This window comes from Enterobacter sp. MGH 38, from assembly GCF_000492855.1.
GTDB lineage: Bacteria > Pseudomonadota > Gammaproteobacteria > Enterobacterales > Enterobacteriaceae > Enterobacter > Enterobacter hormaechei_C.
Window position 1 is genome coordinate 2,252,615 of the sequence record NZ_KI535608.1, and the last position, 20,533, is coordinate 2,273,147.

The 20,533-nt window shown below is 55.0% G+C and carries 19 protein-coding genes and 1 tRNA gene; 7 read left to right on the top strand and 13 right to left on the bottom strand.

The window, feature by feature from the left end; genetic code table 11:
- Positions 1-149: 149 nt before the first annotated feature.
- Positions 150-2,147, top strand: a complete 1,998-nt coding sequence (mnmC, locus tag L384_RS01015; RefSeq protein WP_023325005.1) for a bifunctional tRNA (5-methylaminomethyl-2-thiouridine)(34)-methyltransferase MnmC2/FAD-dependent 5-carboxymethylaminomethyl-2-thiouridine(34) oxidoreductase MnmC1 — start codon at positions 150-152, stop codon at positions 2,145-2,147.
- A 58-nt stretch (positions 2,148-2,205) separates the two neighbouring features.
- Here the strand turns inward: mnmC and L384_RS01010 are convergent, their stop codons facing one another.
- The 6 genes from L384_RS01010 to prmB are packed head-to-tail and all read right to left on the bottom strand — an operon-like array spanning position 2,206 to position 6,757.
- Positions 2,206-2,484, bottom strand: coding sequence for a YfcL family protein (locus L384_RS01010; RefSeq protein ID WP_003861391.1), 279 nt, complete (start codon positions 2,482-2,484; stop codon positions 2,206-2,208).
- Positions 2,485-2,497: 13 nt separating this feature from the next.
- Positions 2,498-3,043, bottom strand: a complete 546-nt coding sequence (locus L384_RS01005; protein WP_023314593.1) for an elongation factor P hydroxylase — start codon at positions 3,041-3,043, stop codon at positions 2,498-2,500.
- The gene (locus L384_RS01000) at positions 3,043-3,852 is read right to left on the bottom strand and encodes a sulfite exporter TauE/SafE family protein (RefSeq protein ID WP_003861386.1); all 810 of its coding nucleotides are present in this window, start codon (positions 3,850-3,852) and stop codon (positions 3,043-3,045) included. The genes L384_RS01005 and L384_RS01000 overlap by 1 nt, the downstream gene beginning before the upstream one ends.
- Complete coding sequence (gene mepA, locus L384_RS00995) at positions 3,852-4,676, bottom strand: penicillin-insensitive murein endopeptidase (RefSeq protein ID WP_023325006.1); 825 nt, start codon at positions 4,674-4,676, stop codon at positions 3,852-3,854. Before mepA ends, L384_RS01000 begins: the two co-directional genes overlap by 1 nt.
- A 2-nt stretch (positions 4,677-4,678) precedes the next feature.
- Complete coding sequence (gene aroC, locus L384_RS00990) at positions 4,679-5,764, bottom strand: chorismate synthase (protein ID WP_023314595.1); 1,086 nt, start codon at positions 5,762-5,764, stop codon at positions 4,679-4,681.
- Between the two features lie 60 nt (positions 5,765-5,824).
- Positions 5,825-6,757, bottom strand: coding sequence for a 50S ribosomal protein L3 N(5)-glutamine methyltransferase (gene prmB / locus L384_RS00985; protein ID WP_003861381.1), 933 nt, complete (start codon positions 6,755-6,757; stop codon positions 5,825-5,827).
- A gap of 145 nt (positions 6,758-6,902) precedes the next feature.
- On the opposite strand from prmB, the gene smrB reads away from it, so the two are divergent.
- On the top strand, positions 6,903-7,454 hold the full coding sequence (gene smrB / locus L384_RS00980; RefSeq protein ID WP_022651546.1) for an endonuclease SmrB: 552 nt from the start codon (positions 6,903-6,905) through the stop codon (positions 7,452-7,454).
- A gap of 46 nt (positions 7,455-7,500) precedes the next feature.
- On the opposite strand, the gene sixA is transcribed toward smrB, so the two are convergent.
- The 4 genes from sixA to L384_RS00960 all read right to left on the bottom strand — a co-directional run bounded on the left by sixA (position 7,501) and on the right by L384_RS00960 (position 12,166).
- Complete coding sequence (sixA, locus tag L384_RS00975; protein WP_003861375.1) at positions 7,501-7,986, bottom strand: phosphohistidine phosphatase SixA; 486 nt, start codon at positions 7,984-7,986, stop codon at positions 7,501-7,503.
- Between the two features lie 209 nt (positions 7,987-8,195).
- Positions 8,196-10,343 (bottom strand): fatty acid oxidation complex subunit alpha FadJ, encoded by a 2,148-nt coding sequence (gene fadJ, locus L384_RS00970; RefSeq protein ID WP_023314597.1) that lies wholly within the window; start codon positions 10,341-10,343, stop codon positions 8,196-8,198.
- The gene (gene fadI / locus L384_RS00965; protein ID WP_023325007.1) at positions 10,343-11,653 is read right to left on the bottom strand and encodes an acetyl-CoA C-acyltransferase FadI; all 1,311 of its coding nucleotides are present in this window, start codon (positions 11,651-11,653) and stop codon (positions 10,343-10,345) included. Before fadI ends, fadJ begins: the two co-directional genes overlap by 1 nt.
- A 228-nt stretch (positions 11,654-11,881) precedes the next feature.
- Entirely contained in the window at positions 11,882-12,166 is a 285-nt protein-coding gene (locus tag L384_RS00960; RefSeq protein ID WP_023325008.1) for a YfcZ/YiiS family protein, read from the bottom strand.
- 372 nt (positions 12,167-12,538) lie between these two features.
- Here L384_RS00960 and fadL point away from each other — a divergent pair, with 372 nt between their 5' ends.
- The gene (fadL, locus tag L384_RS00955; RefSeq protein ID WP_003861367.1) at positions 12,539-13,822 is read left to right on the top strand and encodes a long-chain fatty acid transporter FadL; all 1,284 of its coding nucleotides are present in this window, start codon (positions 12,539-12,541) and stop codon (positions 13,820-13,822) included.
- A gap of 44 nt (positions 13,823-13,866) precedes the next feature.
- Here fadL and mlaA read toward each other — a convergent pair whose 3' ends face one another.
- Complete coding sequence (gene mlaA, locus L384_RS00950; protein WP_003861365.1) at positions 13,867-14,619, bottom strand: phospholipid-binding lipoprotein MlaA; 753 nt, start codon at positions 14,617-14,619, stop codon at positions 13,867-13,869.
- A 314-nt stretch (positions 14,620-14,933) separates the two neighbouring features.
- Here mlaA and L384_RS00945 point away from each other — a divergent pair, with 314 nt between their 5' ends.
- Positions 14,934-15,863: a formate/nitrite transporter family protein gene (locus L384_RS00945; RefSeq protein ID WP_003861364.1), complete on the top strand. Its 930-nt coding sequence runs from the start codon at positions 14,934-14,936 to the stop codon at positions 15,861-15,863.
- A gap of 75 nt (positions 15,864-15,938) precedes the next feature.
- Positions 15,939-16,010, top strand: a tRNA-Arg gene (locus tag L384_RS00940).
- Between the two features lie 13 nt (positions 16,011-16,023).
- On the opposite strand, the gene L384_RS00935 is transcribed toward L384_RS00940, so the two are convergent.
- Entirely contained in the window at positions 16,024-17,403 is a 1,380-nt protein-coding gene (locus L384_RS00935) for a diguanylate cyclase (protein WP_003861362.1), read from the bottom strand.
- A gap of 268 nt (positions 17,404-17,671) precedes the next feature.
- On the opposite strand from L384_RS00935, the gene lpxP reads away from it, so the two are divergent.
- Positions 17,672-18,592, top strand: coding sequence for a kdo(2)-lipid IV(A) palmitoleoyltransferase (gene lpxP, locus L384_RS00930; RefSeq protein ID WP_086527955.1), 921 nt, complete (start codon positions 17,672-17,674; stop codon positions 18,590-18,592).
- Positions 18,593-18,951: 359 nt separating this feature from the next.
- Positions 18,952-19,023 carry a membrane protein YpdK gene (gene ypdK / locus L384_RS22595; RefSeq protein ID WP_099458937.1) on the top strand — a complete coding sequence of 24 codons (72 nt, stop codon included), beginning with the start codon at positions 18,952-18,954 and terminating at the stop codon, positions 19,021-19,023.
- 58 nt (positions 19,024-19,081) lie between these two features.
- Here the strand turns inward: ypdK and alaC are convergent, their stop codons facing one another.
- The gene (gene alaC / locus L384_RS00925) at positions 19,082-20,317 is read right to left on the bottom strand and encodes an alanine transaminase (RefSeq protein WP_017383460.1); all 1,236 of its coding nucleotides are present in this window, start codon (positions 20,315-20,317) and stop codon (positions 19,082-19,084) included.
- Positions 20,318-20,533: the final 216 nt, after the last annotated feature.

A 20,533-nucleotide genomic window follows, 5' to 3' on the forward strand; every position in this document is an offset into this window, starting at 1 on the left:
CTGTAAGTCGCACTATAAAAAGTTTCGAGTCGCACAATAGCGTACACTTGTACGCCGAACAAGTCCGATCAGCCATTTTCTGTGGAAATTTGCACCGATGGGCTCACATCGCTAAGATCGTGCCACTGCCTGTCGGACGAGTAACTTACGTGAAACAAAACGCCATACAACCTGCCAACCTCGAATTCAACGCTGAGGGTACACCTGTTTCCCGAGATTTTGATGACGTCTACTTTTCTAATGATAACGGACTGGAAGAGACGCGCTATGTTTTCCTCGACGGAAATCATCTCGGCACCCGCTTCCCTGAGCATCCGCGCAGTCTGTTCGTCGTGGCGGAGAGCGGTTTCGGCACCGGGCTGAATTTTCTGACCCTCTGGCAGGCATTCGATTGTTTTCGCGCTGCATACCCCGAGGCTACCTTACAAAGATTACATTTCATCAGTTTCGAAAAATTTCCGCTTACCGCGCACGATCTGCGGCTTGCCCATCAGCGCTGGCCGGAGCTTGCCCACTGGGCGGAACAGCTTCAGACCCAGTGGCCACCGGCTATCGGCGGCTGTCATCGTCTGATTCTGGATGACGGACGCGTCACCCTCGACCTGTGGCTGGGCGATATTAACGACCTGACCGATAAGCTTGATGACTCAATGAATCAGAAAGTGGACGCCTGGTTCCTGGACGGTTTTGCGCCCGCTAAAAACCCGGACATGTGGAGCCCGCACCTGTTCAGCGCCATGGCACGTCTGGCGCGCCCGGGCGCGACGCTTGCTACCTTCACCTCCGCGGGCTTTGTCCGTCGTGGGTTGCAGGAGGCGGGGTTTACCATGCGGAAAACCAAAGGCTTTGGCCGCAAACGCGACATGCTGGTCGGGGTGATGGAACAGGATCTGGCGATCCCGGCGCAGGCCCCCTGGTTTGCCCGCCGCGCCAGCACCTCGCGTGAGGTCGCTATTGTGGGCGGGGGTATTGCCAGCGCCCTGCTCTCGCTGGCGCTGCTGCACCGTGGCTGGCAGGTGACGCTCTACTGCGCTGACGAGGCACCGGCGACGGGCGCATCAGGCAACCGTCAGGGCGCGCTTTATCCCTTATTAAGTGCACACGATCCGGCACTGTTCCAGTTCTTCCCGGCGGCGTTTACGTTTGCTCGCCGCCTTTACGATAGCCTGCCTGTTGCGTTCGACCACGACTGGTGCGGCGTGACGCAGCTCGGCTGGGACGAGAAGAGCCAGCAGAAAATCACCCAAATGCTGTCGCTGGGGCTGCCGGAAACCATCGCCCATGCAGTGACGGCTCAGCAGGTTGCTGAGACCGCTGGTGTAGACACCGGCTGCGGCGGAATTCAGTATCCACTCGGCGGCTGGCTGTGTCCGGCTGAACTGACTTCTGCGGCGATAGCCCTCGGGCAGTCGCGTGGGTTGACAGTGCATTATGCCCATAAGGTTCAATCGCTAAGCCGCACTGCATACTGGAAGCTGCGTTTCGCTGACGGTAAAGAGGCGCAGCATGCCAGCGTTGTACTGGCCAACGGACATCACATCACTCAGTTTACCCAGACAGCGTCATTGCCGGTTTATCCAGTCGGCGGCCAGGTGAGCCATATCCCGACCGCGCCCGAACTGAGCAAACTGCGTAAGGTGCTGTGTTACGACGGCTACCTGACGCCGCAAAATCCCTCCAACGGCCATCACTGCATCGGCGCCAGCTACCATCGCGGTGAAACAGATATGCAGTACAGCGAAGCGGATCAGCAGCAAAACCGACAGCGCCTGGTCGACTGTTTTCCGGATGCGTCGTGGGCGAAAGAGGTTGATGTCAGTGAGGGTCAGGCGCGCTGCGGCGTACGCTGCGCGACCCGCGATCACCTGCCGATGGCGGGAAACGTGCCGGACTATGACGCCACGCTTGAAGTCTATCAGGATCTTGCAGACAGCAATGAAACGGCGGTAAGTGCGCCCGTTCACCCCGAGCTGTTTATGCTGGGTGGCTTAGGCTCGCGGGGATTGTGCTCCGCGCCGCTGCTGGCTGAAGCGTTAGCCGCGCAAATGAGCGACGAGCCGGTTCCGCTGGACAGGGTTACGCTCGCGGGGCTGAATCCAAACCGACTGTGGGTGCGGAAATTGCTGAAGGGGAAAATGGTCAAGTAGGGTGCGGTCTGGTGCCCTCACCCCGGCCCTCTCCCTGTGGGAGAGGGCGGTGATACACTTACTTCGCTTTCGCCTGCTGGAACAAATTATCCCACATGCCCAGCACTAAAGACTGGTCGCGCGGAGAGAGTTCCCCGGCCTGAATAGCGTTTTCCAGGCTGCGAGTGACTTCCGCGTGAACGGCGTCGGCAGAGTGATCGTCCCCGGCTTCCAGCGCGGCTACCGCCAGCGTCAGGTGACCACGCAGATAACCGCTGGCGAACAGCTCATCATCACTGGCGTGTTCCACCATGTCATCAATTAACGCCAGAATGCGTGATTCAAATTCTGCGATCATCTTCTTTCCTCTGTTAAAGATCTTCCGGCCACGGGAAGCGTTCCGCCGTGATCTCCGGCGTGTGGTAATAATTCTGTAAAGCCTCGATCAGGCGTGCCGGACGTGCCGGGATGCCTTTCTCAAGATATTCCATCACCTGCGCATGAACGCGGCGCTGGAAGACGATACGGTCTGGCTCGAAGTCGCCTTCGAGGTTGTCACAGCTCACGTTGAACGGGAAACCCGCCGCCACGCAGAACAGCCATTCCAGCGCCTGGGGTTTCACCTCCACATCTTCAAACTGCCCCTGGGTGGCGGCGTCGCGCCCGTCCGGGCAGTACCAGTAACCAAAGTCCACCAGCTCGCGACGCGCTTTCCCGGCGATACACCAGTGCGAAATTTCGTGCAAACCGCTGGCGTAAAAGCCGTGGGCAAAGATGATGCGGTTATACGGAACCTCGTCATCAGCTGGAAGATAGATCGGTTCGTCGTCGCCTTTAATCAGACGGGTATTAAAATCATCAGCAAAACAGCTATCGAAGATCTCAATCAGCTGTTCGTAGTTATGCGTACTGTTCATTAGTTCATCCCCAACCAGGTGAGGATCTCCTGTCCATGGCTGTCATAAAGAAGTTTGGCGCTCATCACCGCCGAGACGACAACAATCATCGGGCGGATCAGCTTTTGCCCTTTGCTTAATACCAGACGCGAGCCTGCGCGCGCGCCCAAAAACTGCCCTGCCATCATCACAAACCCGGTTGCCCAGATAACCTTGCCGCCAATGATAAACAGCAGCAGACCGCCAACGTTGGAGGTCGCGTTGAGGACTTTGGCGTGGGCGGTGGATTTGGCGAGGTTGAACCCGGCCAGCGTCACGAATGCCAGCGCGTAAAACGAGCCTGCCCCCGGGCCAAAGAAGCCATCGTAAAAACCGACGCAGCCACCGGCGATCAGCGCAAACGGCAGGCCGTGAAGGCGACGCTGTCGATCTTCTTCCCCGAGCTTTGGCATGAGTAAGAAATAGAGGCCGATACAGATAACCAGCAGCGGCAGGATCTGGCGCAGAATGTCGGACTGTACGTGCTGGACCAGCAGCGCGCCCGCCGTTGAGCCAATAAACGTCATCAGGATATTGAGCTTCTGATCGGCGAGATTCACAACTTTACGCCGAATGAAATAGAGCGACGAGGAGAGCGAACCGCCGCATGCCTGGAGTTTGTTGGTGGCAAGCGCCTGGGCAGGGCTCATGCCTGCCGCCAGCAACGCCGGAACGGTGAGCAACCCGCCGCCGCCCGCCAGGGCATCGATAAATCCGGCTAACATTGCAACAAAAAAGAGCACCGCCAGCAGCAGCGGTGACACCATGAACAGGTCGACGAAATTATCCATTAAAGTACATGCTCATCCAGTAGCGCCTGGCAGGAAGGCGGCAACGGAGGCGGTGTCTTCTTCTCAGGCTTAGAGGTTCCAGGCTTGGCTGGTTCAAACCAGCTTTGCAGTTCGTAACCACAACCATCGCCAGGCGGTGGCAGCGGCTGATCTTCACATTCCAGGCTGTTCGCCGGGCAGCGCAGGCGAACATGCATATGGGCACGATGCTGGAACCACGGGCGCACTTTACGCAACCAGTCGCGATCCGTTCCCGCATCCAGGCAAAGCTGCTGCTTGATGGCCGGATTAACAAAGATCCGCGTGACGTCGTTATCCTTTGCCGCCAGCTTAATCATGCTGGAAATTTCCGGCGACCATCGCGAGGCGACGACACGTTTACCGTCGGCCGAGACCAGATCCAGCGCCTGCGGTTTCAGCAGTTGCGCTGAGCTCCAGCGCGTTTTCGGCAATTGCAGGAAGATATCCACATCCAGTCCGGTCTGGTGGCTGGCGTGACCGCCGTTAAAGCGGCCACCGGCAGGCATCCCCATATCGCCAATCAGCATCGTGCCCAGCCCCAGATTATGCACCTGGTTGCCAAGACGCTGAATAAAAAGCACCAGGTCAGGATGGCCGAAATAACGGCGCTGGTCGGTGCGCATCACCTGATAGGTATCCGATTGCAGCGGAAGTTCCTGCGCGCCGACGATACACCCGTTGGAGAAAGCGCCAATGGACTGCGCGCTCCCCGCTACCGGATGGGTGATTTTCTGCCACGGCGTAGCGGCCAGGCTTGCTCCACTGACCAGCAGCGCCAGCAGAGCGATTGCGGTTTTTTTCATAGTTACCAGCGTGGAATGGTGGTCGTCACATCCGCATTCTGCGCGCGCTGGCGCAGGAAGTGATCCATCAGCACGATCGCCAGCATCGCTTCTGCGATCGGTACCGCGCGGATCCCCACGCACGGATCGTGACGCCCTTTGGTGATCATCTCAACTTCATCGCCAGCGCGGTTAATCGTGTGGCCCGGCACGGTAATGCTGGACGTGGGCTTCAGCGCGATATTGGCAATAATTTGCTGCCCGCTGCTGATGCCGCCCAGAATGCCGCCCGCATGGTTGCTCTGGAAACCCGCCTTCGTGATTTCGTCGCGGTTCTGGCTGCCGCGAAGCTTAACCACGTCAAAACCGTCGCCGATTTCAACGCCTTTCACCGCGTTGATGCTCATCAGCGCGTGGGCGATGTCGGCGTCAAGGCGGTCAAATACCGGCTCGCCCCAGCCAGCCGGCACGCCATCGGCCACCACGGTGACTTTCGCACCAATGGAATCGCCCTCTTTTTTCAGGCCACGCATCAGCTCATCCAGCGCGTCCAGCTTGTCGGCATCGGCGCAGAAGAACGGGTTAAGTTCTACCTGCTCCCAGTCTTTGATAGCCAGCGGAATGTCGCCCATCTGGGTCAGACAACCGCGGATAACGATGCCGAATTTCTGCTGGAGATATTTTTTGGCAATCGCCCCTGCCGCCACGCGCATCGCGGTTTCACGTGCGGAAGAACGTCCGCCGCCGCGATAGTCGCGAAAGCCATATTTTTGTTCGTAGGTGTAATCAGCGTGGCCCGGACGGAAGACGTCTTTAATCGCGCCGTAGTCCTGAGAACGCTGATCGGTGTTTTCAATCAGCAGACCAATGCTGGTCCCGGTGGTACGGCCTTCAAATACGCCGGAGAGAATTTTGACCTGGTCCGGCTCGCGACGCTGCGTGGTGTAGCGAGAGGTACCCGGACGCCGACGGTCAAGGTCATGCTGTAAATCGGCTTCGGTCAGTTCGATGCCTGGCGGGACGCCATCAACGATACAACCCAGTGCCAGACCGTGCGACTCGCCAAAGGTGGTCACACGGAATACCTGTCCAATACTGTTTCCTGCCATCACGGCTCCGATGTTGTTGTTTGTGTTTGAGCGTTGTGAAACGGGCCGAAGCCCGCTGGATTAATCTTTGTAAATACTGAAGTATTCGCGTGCATCAAGCAGCTGCGCCTTGGTCAGCATAAAGACGCCGTCACCGCCGTTGTCGAACTCAAGCCAGGTGAACGGCACATCCGGGTACTGCTCTATCAGATGTACCATGCTGTTGCCCACTTCACAAATCAGAACGCCGTCGTCGGTCAGATAATCCGGCGCGCAGGCCAGGATGCGGCGGGTCAGCTTCAGCCCGTCAGAGCCGGACGCCAGACCCAGCTCCGGCTCGTGACGGTACTCGTTCGGCAGGTCGGACATGTCTTCTGCATCCACGTACGGCGGATTGGTGACGATCAGGTCGTATTGCAGCGTCGGCAGGTCGCGGAACAGGTCAGAGCGGATAGGCGTGACGTGATGAATCAGCCCGTGCTCTTCAATGTTGTGTTCGGTGACGGCCAGCGCGTCGGTGGAGATATCGACGGCGTCCACTTCCGCTTCCGGGAAGGCGTACGCGCAGGCAATGGCGATGCAGCCGCTGCCGGTGCACATATCAAGAATGTGCTGCGGCTGATGGTTAATCAGGCCGTCAAAGTGGTTGTTGATCAGCTCGCCAATCGGCGAGCGCGGCACCAGCACGCGTTCATCAACATAGAACTCATGGCCGCAGAACCAGGCTTTGTTGGTCAGGTAAGCCACCGGAATGCGCTCGTTCACGCGACGGATCACGCGCTCAACGATGCGGTGTTTTTCGCTGGAGGTCAGGCGCGCGGTGCGCATGTCTTCCGGAATATCCAGCGGCAGATAGAGAGACGGCAGCACCAGCTGAACGGCCTCATCCCACGGGTTATCCGTACCGTGGCCGTACCAGATATTGGCGGCGCTGAAGCGGCTAACCGACCAGCGCAACATGTCCTGTATGGTATGCAGCTCGTTTACTGCTTCATCGACAAAAATTTTATCCACTCTTTCCTCCAGGGCATGCTCGCATAATTTTCGGCGGCTAGTTTGCCATGAAGACGGCGATAAATCAGCAATGACGCGTGTCGCTTGAGGTTAAAAAATGCGTTTAGTCGGGTACACTATCGGAAATACGAGATGAGAATGACGAATGAAAAAGAAAACATCGCTCAGCGAGGAGGATCAGGCTCTCTTCCGCCAGCTGATGACCGGGACGCGTCAAATCACGCACGACACCATTGTCCATCGCCCGCAGCGTAAAAAAGTCAGCGAGGTTCCGGTCAAACGTCTGCTCCAGGAGCAGGCCGATAACAGCCACTATTTTTCAGATGAGTTTCAGCCGCTGCTCAATACTCAGGGTGCGGTGAAATACGTGCGCGAAGACGTCAGCCATTTTGAACTGAAAAAATTACGCCGGGGAGATTACTCGCCGGAGCTGTTCCTCGATCTGCATGGGTTGACCCAGATGCAGGCGAAACAGGAGCTGGGGGCGTTGATCGCGGCATGTCGTCGCGAGCATGTTTTTTGCACCTGCGTAATGCACGGCCACGGCAAACATATTCTTAAGCAACAGACACCGCTGTGGCTGGCTCAGCACCCGCACGTGATGGCGTTTCATCAGGCACCCAAAGAGTACGGCGGAGATGCCGCATTGCTGGTATTGATTGAAGTGGAGGAGTGGCAGCCGCCAGAGTTGCCCTGACAGGATGGCGGGAGGCACGCTGCACCCCGCCATATCGCACGTCACGTCAGATGGCTTTTGCCATCTTCAGGTTGCACGGACTCATTTGCCAGTTAAAGACCCCTTTGCCGGTTTCGTCGAGGGTGACGTTGGCAATGGCGGACGTAGTGAACATCGGTGGCGTTTCGCCCGGGCACAGCTCAGATACCAGATAGCCGACCAGCGGCAGGTGGGAAATGACCAGTGCGGAAGCGACACCTTCATTGCACAGCGCCTGAAGATAAGCACTGACAAGGCCAACATCGCCACACGGCGTAAGTTCAGGGAGCACATCCACACTGGATGGCAGGTTCATACACTCCCCTACCACATCCAGCGTCTGTTCTGCCCGCAGGAACGGACTCACCAGAACGCGTTCAATGTCCACTTTTTGACCTTTAAGCCATGTCGCCATCTGACGGGATTCGTCGCAGCCACAGACGGTTAAAGGACGTACTGAGTCACTGGCGGCATCGAGTGCCGCGTCGCCGTGACGCATGATAAAAACTTGCATATTGCACCGCTTTTGTTAACCAGAATCACCGGCGTTAACTACCCGCGATTAATGCTCTGAGGTAGAAAACCCGATGGCCGGGCATTGTGCCTGATCCATTCGGTGAATGAAACGCTGTTTTTTACCTCAATGGCGTAAGTATAGTCAATCTCTGTTTACAATTTCGCCAGAACAGGTTCCATCACCTCAGGATTTACCCTTCTTTGACTTCAGTTTACGCAATCAGTTTCCCTTACGGGCCAGAATGTCTGACCCCGTTCCGCCATCTGCAATAATTCGTCACAAGGTGTAAACCGTGGACCATATTGCGAGGCCAGACGTTGCAGGATCGCAACCACTTCACCCGCCCCGAGGGTATCCATATACCGGAACGGACCGCCAAGGAATGGCGGAAAACCGATACCAAACACGGCGCCGATGTCGCCGTCGCGTGCGCTCTTGATCACCTGCTCACCAAAGCAGCGCGCCGCTTCATTGAGCATCATCATTACGCAGCGCTCAGCACACTGAACCGCCGACAATTTTGCCTGACCCGTGACAGGAATAAGCGCATAAACCGAAGGGTCGACCTGTTTCTTGCTTTTACGCCCTTTCGCGGCGTAAAGATAGAAACCGCGTTCATTTTTTCTGCCTTTGCGATCGTCCTTCAAAATTGCAGAAACAAAGTTTGCAGGCGGCGCAAAACGATCGCCATAAGCCGCTTCCAGCACAGGGATAATTTTAGTCCCCGTATCAATTCCTACCTCATCCAAAAGTTGGATTGGGCCGACGGGGAAACCAAACTTCACCAGAGCGTCATCGACGTGCTCAATTTTCTCCCCTTCCGTCAGCAACCGCATCGCTTCGTTAATGTACGGCGCCAGAATGCGGTTGACGTAGAAGCCGGCTTTGTCCGCGACCACAATCGGGGTTTTGCCCTGTTTTTTCGCCAGCTTCACCACGGTGGCAATAGTTTGCGGGCTGGTTGTGGCATGTGGGATAACCTCCACCAGCGGCATTTTTTCGACAGGGCTGAAATAGTGCAGCCCTATCACCTGCTCCGGGCGCACGGCTTTCGCCGCGATGTCGCCGATCGGCAAAGACGAGGTATTTGACGCGAAAATGGTGTGCGGCGCGCAGTGCTGTTCAACATCCGCCACCATCTGCTGCTTAAGGGCCAGATCTTCGAACACGGCTTCAATCACCAGATCGCGGTGTGCAAACCCACTGTAGTCGGTGGCGCCAGTGATCATCGCGAGGGTTTTATCGCGCTCACTGGCCTTGATATGGCGGCGTTTCACTTTGCGATCAAGGTTCTGCCAGCTGTACTGCAACGCATGGTTGATACCCTTAGGGTTGATATCTTTGATACGTACGGGCAATTTGCCTTTGCTGGCGGTGACAAATGCGATGCCGCCGCCCATCAGCCCACCACCCAGAACGCCAACGGCGCGCAGCAGAGCCGGTTCAGCTTCACTGCCCGGATCTTTTTTAACCTCCGTGCTGGCAAAGAAAATGCCGCGCAGCGCCTGCGACTGCGGCGTCATCGCCAGCTCGCCAAAGGCTTTCGCTTCCGCAGCATAACCGCTGCTGCTGCCCTGCGATAAACCGGTTTCAATCACCTTCAGAATGCGCGTCGCTGCCGGATAATTCCCTTTGGTTTTTTGCTCGGTTTTTTTACCCACCATATTGAACAGCAGCGTGCGCCCCAGCGGCCCGGCGAGGATACGCTCGCGCACCGGCAGAGGGCGTTTCGCCTGACGACCTTTCAGCGCCCGCTCAACGGCGGCCTCAAGCAAGATGGCGTGCGGAACGACCTCATCAACCAGACCCGCCTTTAATGCCTGACGGGCGCGCAGCTGTTTACCGGTTAAAATCATCTCCAGCGCCGTACTGACGCCCACCAGACGCGGCAGGCGCTGCGTGCCACCTGAACCGGGCAGCAATCCAAGCTGTACCTCCGGCAGTCCGAGTACCGTTTTCGCATCGTCGGTACAAATGCGGCTGTGACAGGCCAGCGCCAGCTCAAGCCCACCGCCCAGGCAGGCCCCGTGGATCGCAGCGACAACGGGTATCGACAGCGCATGGATCTCCGCCATTACCTGCTGCCCCTGACGCGCCAGGTCTTCTGCTTCCTGAGCGCTTTTCGCCCGGGCAATCATGTTGATATCGGCCCCGGCAATAAAGTTATCCGGCTTTGCCGAGATAAATACCAGGCCACGTATCGCTTTGTTTTCGCGGATCTGTCTGAGCATCGCACGCACCTGAACGCCGAACTCGGCCTTCAGGGTGTTCATCTTTTCGTCGGGTACATCAATGGTGATAACAGCCACGTTATCAAGGCGAACAGCCAGGTTAAATGCAGATGTCGTTTCCATTATTCAGCCTCCAGAACCATTGCTGCACCCAGGCCGCCCGCCGCACAGGCGGTAACGAGACCAAAACCGCCGCCGCGGCGACGCAGCTCGTGCAAAGTCTGGGTTATCATTCTCGCGCCGGTCGCCGCAAATGGATGGCCGTAGGCGATGGATCCGCCAAGCACGTTAAACTTACTCTGATCCACTTCGCCGGTCGCGTGGGCGCGGCCCAGCACGTCGCGGGCAAAACGTTCGCTCGCCATAAGCTGCACGTTTGCCAGCGTTTGTGCGGCAAAGGCTTCGTGCATATCAATTAACGTGAGATCGGAGAGCGTTAGCCCCGCGCGCTCCAGCGCCAGCGGCGTGGACCAGGCCGGACCGAGCAGCATGTCCTGCCAGACATCAATGGCGGTAAAGGCGTAGCTACGCAAATAGCCCAGCGGTGTGATGCCAAGCTCTTTCGCCCGGGATTCCGTCATCAGGATCACGGCGGCGGCACCGTCCGTCAGTGGCGTACTGTTGGCCGCCGTAACGGTGCCATGTTTACGATCAAACGCCGGGCGCAGTTTTGCGTAATCCTCCAGCGTCGAGGTGCCACGGATATTGTTATCTTCCACCAGCGGTTCGCGGAAAGGCGGGATATAAGCAGTCATCACCTCGTCGGCAAGTTTGCCTTCCGACCAGGCCTTCGCAGCGAGCTGATGCGAGCGATGCGCCAGTGCATCCTGCTGTTCGCGGGTAATACCGTAGGTTTTTGCCATCTGCTCGGCAGTGTCGCCCATACGCAGGCCGGTGGAGTATTCAGCAACGGCAGGTGGCACGGGCATGAGGTCGCGCAGGCGTAAACGCGAGAAGAGTTTAAGCTTTGCACCGGTAGTGCGAGCTTTGTTGGCATCCACGAGGATGCGGGCCAGCTGTTTGCTGACGCCGATGGGCAGCACGGAGGAGGAATCCGCGCCGCCGGCGATCCCCGCGCGAATGGTCCCCGCCATCAGGCTTTCCGCCACGTTCGCCACCGCCTGGAAACTGGTGGCGCAGGCGCGGCTGACGCTGTAGGCGTCGGTATGAACATTCATGCCGGTGCCCAGCACGATTTCACGTGCGATATTGGGCGCTTCCGGCATTTGCACCACCTGGCCGAAAACCAGTTGCTCAATAACCTCTGGCGGGATCTCGCTGCGAGCCAGCATCTCCCCCACTACCATTTTTCCCAGATCGACTGCCGGTATACCGTGAAACGCGGTTGCCTGACGCGCAAACGGCGTACGTAACCCGCTGATAATGGCAATGCGGTCACCGTGTCGGGTGATAAGCGGTAATGCCTGACTCATAACACTCCCCTGTAAAAAAATTTTGCGCGCACATTAAGTGGTCTGACCTGATAATAGTCTTAACTATTTTTTTACATTGAGCCAATCGGGGAAGCGAAAAATTGCGAGCTAAGGCACAGAGAAGAAAAAGAAAATGCCCCTGCATGGCAGAGGCATTTGTGAGATTTGTTGCCGGGTTGCGGCGTTGCCTTACCCGGCCTACACGATCATAGGCCCGTGCAAAAAGTATTAACGCAGGCCTAACTGGAAGATCAGCGTTTCTGCTTCGCAGGCGAACACAAAGTCGATATCCAGCTGCACGCCGCCTTCCACTTCCGTGAAGGTGGATTTGATTTCACACGGATCGGATTCGACTTCACGCGCGCGCTGGCTCAGCGCGGCCAGCGTCTCTTCCGCTTCAGCATGGTTAGGGAATACGCGGCTGTAAGAGGCGGTGCAATCGGTGTTGTCCATAATGGTGCCAACATCCATACAGCAGCAAACCGGGGTTTCATCAGCACTGCATTTACTCATAGCTCAATTTCCTCTGTATTCGCGCAGGGCGCGAGATAAACACGATGCGTCTATTTTACGCCCCCGGACGAGCCCCCTCCAGCCGTTAATGGCGCAAAATCGGATAAGTGAGCAATATCACACTAAAAAATGATCTAAAACAAAATTCCCCTTTTCAGAGGAATCGCACTGGTCACAATTTTGCCAACCAGATCTCGTTTCAAGAAACATATCTGAAAATATTAATAAACAAACTTGCAACATCCCAGCTGGTCAGACCTATACTCTCGCCACTGGTCTGATTTGTAAGTCATACCTCAGACCCTACACTTCGCGCTCCTGTTACGGTATGTAACAATTATTGAATAAAAATAACTCAATGAGGTTATGGTCATGAGCCAGAAAACCCTGTTCAAACAAACTGCTTTAGCAGTTGCAGTGGCAATCGTCTCAACGTCCGCCTGGTCAGCGGGCTTCCAGTTAAACGAATTTTCTTCCTCTGGCCTTGGCCGTGCGTATTCCGGGGAAGGTGCGATTGCCGATGACGCAGGCAACGCGAGCCGTAACCCGGCGCTGATCATGATGTTTGATCGCCCTACCTTCTCTGCCGGTGCGGTTTACATCGATCCTGATGTCAATATTTCTGGCAAATCTCAGTTCACCGGCGCAGATCTGAAGGCGGATAACATTGCGCCGACCGCGTGGGTGCCTAACCTGCACTTTGTTGCGCCAATCAATGAACAGTTTGGTTGGGGTGCCTCTGTCACCTCTAACTATGGCCTGGCAACGGAGTTCAATAACAACTATCCGGCCGGGGAATACGGCGGTAAAACCGACCTGACGACCCTGAACCTCAACCTGAGCGGCGCATATCGTCTGAACGATAACTGGAGCTTTGGTCTGGGCTTTGATGCTGTCTACGCCGATGCAAAAATCGAGCGTTACTCCGGGGAGCAAACTGCTGCGCTGCCGAAAAACAGCAATAAAATTGCCAGCCTGAAAGGCGATGAATGGGGCTACGGCTGGAACGCCGGTATCCTGTATGAACTGGATAAAAACAACCGCTGGGGTCTGACCTACCGCTCAGAAGTGAAGATTGACTTCGATGGCGATTACAAAAGCGGCATCCTGAGCCCAGTCAACGGTATGGTACCGGGCGCAGGCACCACCATTCCATGGGGTACCTCGAATCAAACCGTACCGGGTTCACTGTCACTGCATCTGCCAGAAATGTGGGAAGTGTCAGGTTATAACCGCGTTGCGCCGCAGTGGGCTATTCACTATAGCCTCGCGTATACCAGCTGGAGCCAGTTCCAGGAGCTGAAAGCCACCGGCAGCAACGGCCAGACGCTGTTCTATAAAGACGAAAGCTTCCACGATGCTTACCGTATCGCACTTGGTACGACCTATTATATGGATGACAACTGGACGTTCCGTACCGGCGTGGCATTTGATGACAGCCCGGTACCGGCAGATAAGCGTTCTATCTCCATTCCGGATCAGGACCGTTTCTGGGTGAGTGCGGGGGCAACCTACGCGTTCAACGAGAATGCCTCTATCGACGCGGGCGTGTCGTACATGCATGGACAGAAAGTGACCTTCCAGGAAGGCCCTTACGAGTTTACCTCTGAAGGTAAAGCCTGGCTGTTTGGTACCAACTTCAACTACGCGTTCTAATTCCAACACGATTAAAAAAGGTGAGCATCGCTCACCTTTTTTATTTATTCCGAATCGATATCTTTTAATTCGTTCTCGATGGCTTTCGCGTTCGGATTATCTTCCGGCTTCAGCTTACCGCCGTTGGCTATAAAGTCATGGTTCTGGAAGTAGGCCTCGCGGACCATGATGTACGGATCGGAAGACTGACGCAGCAGACCGTCAGAGTCCAGCAGTTGCGCACGTGTTTCAATTCCTTCCACGGTCCATTTACCAATCGACAGCGGCCAGGTGAGCCATGACAGCACCGGATACAACGTATCCACCATGTCGCCGCCATCATCACGCACGGTAAAGCTGCCGTAGAATGGCAGGTGCACATACGGCCCATAACCTACGCCATAATGCCCCAGCGTGCTGCCGAAACGGTGCGGCTGTTCACGCTGTAATTTCGGGTTCGCCATGCCCGCGACATCAATTAAGCCGCCCATACCCAGCAGGGAGTTCAGGAAGAAGCGGGTGAAATGCACCATCCCCTGATACGGGTCGCCCTGGAGGAAGTAGTTGACCATAACCGCTGGCTCTTCCAGGTTACTGGTAAAGTTGCTCAGCCCGTTACGCGCCGGCTGCGGAACGTAGTCACGCCATGCCACGGCAACCGGACGAACCAGATACGGATCCAGCACATTATAGTTAAAGCTGTACATTGAACGGTTAAATCCTTCGAGAGGATCGGAGCGTCCCGTTTGCTCGCCAGAGCTGGCGCAGCCCACAAGCATTGTTACGCCCAGCGCAAGCGCCGACAGCCGAAGCTTCATAAATTTCTCCCTGTTCAATATGGCTATCGTTGAATGCCATCTGTGACGGAGCCGGTGATGCTCCGCCTGAAACGTGCAAGTGATTGTAACAGCACGCTTACCGATGTCTACGAGGACAATGACGACCCGCTCGCGTCATCACGCTAATTTCAGCATAGCCTGTCTTTCAGAATTCGTTTCGCTGGCAATTTTATATTGGCTTTGAAAGAGATGTCTCACCTTTATTGCCATTTACAGCAATTTAAGAGCATCCCCACGGGCAAGGCGCTAAAAGCCGCTACGCTTAAATGAGCAATTACCCCGAAGGAGCTGTTATGAAAGACATTAACGAAGAAAAAATTGGCGAGAACAATGAAGAACTTGAGATTGAAAGTGAGGAGAAAGACCGGGGAGAAGAGATAGAAGTCGATGAAGATCGCCTGCCGTCACGCGCCATGGCTATTCATGAGCATATTCGCCAGGACGGGGAAAAAGAGATGGAGCGCGACGCGATGGCCCTGCTGTGGTCAGCCATTGCAGCCGGTCTGTCAATGGGCGCCTCTTTGCTCGCCAAAGGGATATTTCACGTTCAGCTGGAAGGCGTACCGGGCGGGTTTTTGCTGGAAAATTTAGGCTACACGTTCGGCTTTATTATCGTCATTATGGCGAGACAGCAGCTTTTTACGGAGAATACCGTCACTGCCGTACTGCCCGTCATGCAAAATCCGACCCTCGGTAATTTCGGTTTACTGATGCGCCTGTGGAGCGTCGTGCTGCTGGGGAACCTCATCGGTACGGGTATAGCCGCCTGGGCGTTCGAGTATATGCCAATATTTGATGAACCGACCCGCGACGCATTTGTGAAAATTGGCATGGATGTGATGAAAAACACGCCGGTTGAAATGTTCTCTAATGCCATAATTTCCGGCTGGATCATCGCCACTATGGTGTGGATGTTCCCCTCAGCGGGCAGCGCGAAAATCGTGGTGATTATCCTGATGACCTGGCTTATCGCACTCGCCGATACCACGCACATTGTTGTCGGAACCGTTGAAATCCTTTATCTGGTATTTAACGGCACACTCCACTGGAGCGACTTTTTCTGGCCGTTCGCCCTGCCAACCCTCGCAGGCAACATTTGTGGCGGGACCTTTATCTTTGCGCTGTTGAGCCATGCGCAAATCCGTAACGACATGTCCAACAAGCGTAAGGCCGAGCTTAAGGCTCAGGAAAAAAAGGATAAAACTGCCGAAAAATCGGCGTGAACGGTGACTCTTTGACCAGTCAGGCGGCAATGCGCTTAACGAAAAGTGTAAATAACGCTATACTCTTGCCGCTTCGTCCCCTTAGTTAAATGGATATAACGAGCCCCTCCTAAGGGCTAGTTGCAGGTTCGATTCCTGCAGGGGACACTTCTGTATTTCCTTACGCCCCCTTCCAAAGCTCCACGCAGTTTCGGCCACGCCGTTTCGCGCCGTATAAAGCTTCATCCGCCGCCTGAATCAATCGCTCGTAATCGGGATGCCCGTTGAACATCGCCACGCCTATCGAGAGGGAGAGCGGGATAATATCGCCGGTTGGGGAGTTAACCTTGATTTTTTCCACCCGCCTGCGGATACGCTCGGCGATTCGCAGCGCGTCCACCTCTGAGATTTCCGTTAGCACAATCAGAAATTCATCGCCGCCGTAGCGAAAAACGTAATCACAGGTTCGCACGTTGTCGTAGAACGCGCCGGAGACTTTTCGCAGGATCTCGTCCCCGGTATTGTGCCCCCAGGTATCGTTGATTTGTTTAAATTTGTCGACGTCAATCAGCAGCGTCGAGAGCTTTGTTCCCGCCCGGGTGGCGTGCAGGATTTCGCGTTTGAAGATGGTTGGCAGGAAACGGCGATTCAACAGGCGGGTCAGGACATCAACCCCCACCTCGTGTCGCGACACTTCGTCAAACAGTTCGCGCAAAAGCGTGATGATTTGCGAGAGCGTATTACGCATTCGCTGCAAGAATTTATCCCGCTGCGCTTTATCACTCAGACCCTGCCCTGAAAGACGGACCTCGTTAAAAAGGTCATCGAATTCCTGAATCAGACGAGAGATATGACCAGCCTCAGCGATCCCGCTGAAATAGTGCCGACCTTTATGGCTAAACCACAGTCCAAATTCAGACTGCCCCAGCGGCAGACTGTTGCCGATACTGGAATTAAGCGTGATCTTATACAGAAGCACCATTTCCCATGACAGCAGCGCCGCGGTCTGTCTCTCCTTCTCCTCTTCTGCGTTCTCCATTAAGGAAAAGATGCGGTAATTTTCGTCCTCTTTCGCCGCATTGTTCTCGCTAAATACATAGGCCCGCGACATCACTTCCATGGCCAGATCGATACTGTTAATCGCGTAGTGATAAATATGCAGCTTCACCTCAGGCGAATGGGCGCTGGTAGTAATGACAGGTAACAGCAGCTTTTTCAGAACACGGAAGCCCATTTCAACTAAATCAACCGAAATACCAATACGGGCATGAACATCCGCAGCGCGCTGCTGCGCCCGCATCTGCTCTTCAACCTGCTCCACACGGCATGAGAGCACATCAATAAGCCAGCGACGAAGCGCCTCCTGAAGCTGCCTCTCCACCTGTTCGGTGGTCAGGAATTCAGCTGCCGACGGATCTGCCAGCACAACACGATAGAATTCAGCGACCAGGGGCGTTGCGTTGTCCCTGGCAAGCTCAGTCGCAAGCCGATGCACATCGGGATCGGTTTCATTAATTAGCTTCACCCATTCTTCTTTCACCGTTTGCAGGTAGGTTTCCATGGTCTGCACCTTCAGGAGGCATGCGGGAACGCAGATTTAACAATAGCAAAATCAAACCACTCCGCAATTGCCGCTTTTTTAAACAAAAACGAGTGATAGCTCATAATGTATAACGGTGCTACATTATGCCGCCCACCCAAGTCAGCAATGGCCAGGCAACGTCGTAAAGAACGGTAAAGCCTGCAACCATGACCTCGTCCTACGGTCTTAATGGCACGTGGTATCGCGAAGTCTGCGCTACCTTCACAGGCTTTACATAGGTTCCACTATTTTGTCTCAATCCAAATTTCAGCGGGCGTTTCTGCACCCGCGCTACTGGTTTACGTGGTTTGGCCTTGGCGTACTTTGGCTGCTGGTTCAACTTCCTTATCCCGTGATCCGTTTCCTGGGTTCGAAGCTCGGCAGCGCATCGCGTCACTTCCTTAAGCGTCGTGAGTCCATTGCCCGAAAAAATCTCGAACTTTGCTTTCCGCATTACAATGCGCAGCAGCGCGAAACGCTGATTGCGGAAAACTTTAAATCTATCGGTATGGCGCTGCTTGAAACCGGTATGGCCTGGTTCTGGCCAGACGAGCGTGTCCGTAAATGGTTTGACGTGGAAGGTCTGGATAACCTGAAACGTGCCCAGATGCAAAACCGCGGCGTGATGGTTGTGGGTGTGCATTTTATGTCGCTTGAGCTGGGTGGCCGCGTTATGGGCCTTTGTCAGCCGATGATGGCAACCTATCGCCCGCATAACAGCGCGCTGATGGAATGGGTACAAACGCGGGGCCGCATGCGTTCAAATAAGGCGATGATCAGCCGTAACAATTTGCGCGGTATGGTTGGCGCCCTGAAAAAAGGTGAAGCAGTCTGGTTTGCCCCGGATCAGGACTACGGTCCTAAAGGCAGCAGCTTTGCCCCTTTCTTTGCGGTTAAAGATGTCGCTACGACGAACGGTACCTTTGTGATTTCACGTCTCTCAGGCGCCGCGATGTTGACGGTGACCATGGTCAGAAAAGCGGATAAGTCAGGCTATCGTCTGCATATCTCCCCAGAGATGGCGAACTATCCTGAAGATGAGAGTGAAGCCGCGACCTTTATCAATAAGGTGATTGAGTTTGAGATTATGCGTGCGCCTGAGCAGTATCTGTGGATGCACCGCCGCTTTAAAACCCGTCCCCTGGGCGAAGCCTCACTCTATATCTGACCCCTTTCGAAGGTTAGTTTCGCTAAGAAACTAACCTTTTCAAACACCTGTAATCACAGTGCGTAACGGCTTTTATCGACCGTCGCTCAACAGGCATTTATTGCGTACCGAAATCAAACTGTCGCCGTTCCACGACACTCGTAAGTGTCGGAAATTATTTAAAAAAATGCCTCTTGTCACTCCTGAAATTTAGGCGTACATTAGCGCCGTCTGGCGACAGGAAAGCACAGAATTCAGAGCTGAAGTTAGCGACGTAACGGGATAATTCCGATTTCCCCTTTCGCATGATTTCAACTCTCTATACTCAGTTGGACTCTGTTTTTTTAATGCGTACCGGAAGATACGCGGAGCGATGAAACGTGAAATATTTCTTTATGGGCATTTCGGTTATTGTTTTAGTTTGGGCCGGAACGTTTGCTCTGATGATCTAGTTAAGAAAATGCAGTCAAAAAAACAGGCGCCGTTGGCGCCTGTTTTTTTTGGGGTCTGTTACGACTCGGGTTGTTCCGCAACGCTCTTCGCTGCAAGCAGGCCATCCGCACGGAACATGCTTTTAATGCCCCGCACTGCCTGACGGATACGGTCGCTGTTTTCAATCAGCGCGAAACGCACATGCGTGTCACCGTAGTCACCAAAGCCAATGCCTGGAGAGACGCAAACCTTCGCATCCTGAAGCAGTTTTTTGGCAAATTCCAGAGAACCCATCGCCGCATACGGCTCGGGGATTTTCGCCCAGACGTACATGGAGGCTTTAGGCATTTCCACCATCCAGCCTGCTTCATGAAGCCCTTTTACCAGCACATCTCGGCGGCGTTTGTACTGAGCGGCAATATCGAGCACGCACTGCTGATCCCCTTCCAGCGCCGCGATGGCCGCAACCTGTAACGGCGTAAAGGTGCCATAGTCATGGTAGCTTTTAATACGCGCCAGGGCACTCACCAGCGTTTTGTTTCCCACCATAAAACCAATTCGCCAGCCCGCCATGTTGTAGCTTTTCGACAGGGTGAAAAACTCAACCGCCACATCACGGGCACCCGGTACCTGCATAATTGACGGCGCTTTCCAGCCATCATAAACGATATCGGCGTAGGCGAGATCGTGTACCACCAGCACGTCGTAACGCTTAGCCAGCGCGACCACTTTCTCGAAGAATTCGAGTTCAACGCATTGTGCCGTTGGGTTTGACGGGAAACCGAGGATCATCATTTTCGGCTTCGGATAGCTTTCACGAATCGCCCGTTCCAGCTCGTTAAAGAAGTCGACGCCTTCCACCAGCGGGACAGAACGCACCTGCGCCCCGGCAATCACCGCCCCATAGATGTGAATCGGGTAGCTCGGATTCGGCACCAGTACGGTATCGCCGTGATCCAGCGTCGCCAGCATCAGGTGGGCCAGCCCCTCTTTGGAGCCAATGGTCACAATCGCTTCACTTTCAGGATCGATATCGACCTGATAACGATCCTGATACCAGCGGGAGATCGCCCGACGTAAGCGTGGAATGCCGCGCGAGGTGGAATACCCATGGGTATCGGGACGCTGGGCAACCGTGCAGAGTTTCTCAACGATATGCGGCGGCGTTGGGCCGTCAGGGTTACCCATACTGAAATCGATAATGTCTTCGCCGCGCCGACGCGCAGCCATTTTCAGTTCAGCAGTGATATTGAAAACATACGGGGGTAGACGATCGATACGCGTAAAACGGCGTTCAGGACTGAATTCAGCCATAGATTCCTCAGAGTCACGTTAGCGCCCGGACCGTCCGAGCGACGCTGCCACCCGTGTGGCATGCTTAGAAAATAACCTGAAGAAAAAGAGGCTGTCGAGAGGATAACGGCAAAACAATATTTTGCGCTAAAACGGGAATGCGATTGCAGTGAAAAGCGGAACTCCTATCGCGAACAGGCAGTTTTAAGCTCTACAATTTAACACAATATTTTCAGT

Coding starts and splice junctions, on each gene's coding strand:
- smrB (WP_022651546.1), top strand. CDS start 6,903: ATGAAAAAGAAAACATCGCTCAGCGAGGAGGATCAGGCTCTCTTCCGC.
- fadI (WP_023325007.1), bottom strand. CDS start 11,653: ATGAGTCAGGCATTACCGCTTATCACCCGACACGGTGACCGCATTGCC.
- mlaA (WP_003861365.1), bottom strand. CDS start 14,619: ATGAAGCTTCGGCTGTCGGCGCTTGCGCTGGGCGTAACAATGCTTGTG.
- alaC (WP_017383460.1), bottom strand. CDS start 20,317: ATGGCTGAATTCAGTCCTGAACGCCGTTTTACGCGTATCGATCGTCTA.
- fadJ (WP_023314597.1), bottom strand. CDS start 10,343: ATGGAAACGACATCTGCATTTAACCTGGCTGTTCGCCTTGATAACGTG.
- fadL (WP_003861367.1), top strand. CDS start 12,539: ATGAGCCAGAAAACCCTGTTCAAACAAACTGCTTTAGCAGTTGCAGTG.
- L384_RS01005 (WP_023314593.1), bottom strand. CDS start 3,043: ATGAACAGTACGCATAACTACGAACAGCTGATTGAGATCTTCGATAGC.
- sixA (WP_003861375.1), bottom strand. CDS start 7,986: ATGCAAGTTTTTATCATGCGTCACGGCGACGCGGCACTCGATGCCGCC.
- mepA (WP_023325006.1), bottom strand. CDS start 4,676: ATGAAAAAAACCGCAATCGCTCTGCTGGCGCTGCTGGTCAGTGGAGCA.
- L384_RS01010 (WP_003861391.1), bottom strand. CDS start 2,484: ATGATCGCAGAATTTGAATCACGCATTCTGGCGTTAATTGATGACATG.
- aroC (WP_023314595.1), bottom strand. CDS start 5,764: ATGGCAGGAAACAGTATTGGACAGGTATTCCGTGTGACCACCTTTGGC.
- L384_RS01000 (WP_003861386.1), bottom strand. CDS start 3,852: ATGGATAATTTCGTCGACCTGTTCATGGTGTCACCGCTGCTGCTGGCG.
- L384_RS00960 (WP_023325008.1), bottom strand. CDS start 12,166: ATGAGTAAATGCAGTGCTGATGAAACCCCGGTTTGCTGCTGTATGGAT.
- L384_RS00945 (WP_003861364.1), top strand. CDS start 14,934: ATGAAAGACATTAACGAAGAAAAAATTGGCGAGAACAATGAAGAACTT.
- L384_RS00935 (WP_003861362.1), bottom strand. CDS start 17,403: ATGGAAACCTACCTGCAAACGGTGAAAGAAGAATGGGTGAAGCTAATT.